Consider the following 1,153-nt stretch of genomic DNA (forward strand, 5'->3'; position numbering starts at 1 on the left):
GCTAGTGTCCTGAGTCGGGAATTCGCTGCGTAAGTCTTCAGTGGTTCGGCATGATGGCCGGGTGGCGAGGACGGGACGGCCGAAGGCCGAGCTGGTGCTGACCGATGACGAGCGTGAGACGTTGAGCCGCTGGGCCAGGCGTCGGGCTTCTTCGCAGGCCCTGGCCCTGCGGTGCCGGATCGTGCTGGAGTGCGCAACCGGCGCTCTGAACAGAGACGTTGCCGCCCTGCTCGGCATCGAGGAGCACACGGTGGGCAAGTGGCGGGCCCGCTTCGTGAGGGACCGGCTTGAGGGCCTGACCGACGAGCCACGCCCGGGCGGCCCCCGGAAGATTACCGATGCCCAGGTGGAAGAAGTGGTCGTCAAGACACTGGAGACCACGCCGAAGGACGCCACGCACTGGTCTACACGGTCGATGGCCAAGGAAGTGGGACTCTCCCAGTCGGCCATCACACGTATCTGGCGGACCTTCGGCCTCAAACCGCACCTGGTGGACACCTTCAAGCTTTCGAAGGACCCGCAGTTCATCGAGAAGGTCCGCGACGTGGTCGGCCTGTATCTCGCCCCGCCCGAGCATGCGCTGGTGCTGTGTGTGGACGAGAAGACACAGATCCAGGCATTGGACCGGTCGGCTCCGGTGCTGCCGATGATGCCGGGCATGCCCGAACGCCGTACTCACGACTACGTGCGCGGCGGCGTCACCACGCTGTTCGCCGCGCTGAACACCGCTACCGGCGAGGTGATCGGCCAGATCCACCGCCGGCACCGTGCCGTGGAATTCAAGAAGTTCCTCGTCCGCATCGACAAGGAGGTACCAGCCGGCCTGGAGGTGCATCTGATCTGCGACAACGCCTCGACGCACAAGACCCCGGCCATTCAGCGATGGCTGACCGCACACCCCCGCTTCCATGTGCACTTCACGCCTACCAGCTCCTCCTGGCTCAACCAGGTCGAGCGGTGGTTCGCACTGCTCACGGACAAACAGATACGGCGAGGTGTCCACAGGAACGTCCAGTCCCTGGAGAGAGACATCCGCAGCTGGATCAAGACCTGGAACGAAGAGCCGAAACCCTTCGTCTGGACGAAGACCGCGGACGAGATCCTTGAACGCCTCGCAGGATATCTGAAGCGAATTCCCGACTCAGGACACTAG

The 1,153-nt window shown here is 64.0% G+C and carries 1 protein-coding gene; it reads left to right on the plus strand.

Annotation, left to right across the window (positions count from 1 at the left end; genetic code table 11):
* Positions 1-61: 61 nt before the first annotated feature.
* The gene (locus ACGFZN_RS39960) at positions 62-1,153 is read left to right on the plus strand and encodes an IS630 family transposase (RefSeq protein ID WP_393863399.1); all 1,092 of its coding nucleotides are present in this window, start codon (positions 62-64) and stop codon (positions 1,151-1,153) included.

Origin of the sequence: Streptomyces sp. NPDC048192, from assembly GCF_043202415.1 — a bacterium.
Lineage (GTDB): Bacteria > Actinomycetota > Actinomycetes > Streptomycetales > Streptomycetaceae > Streptomyces.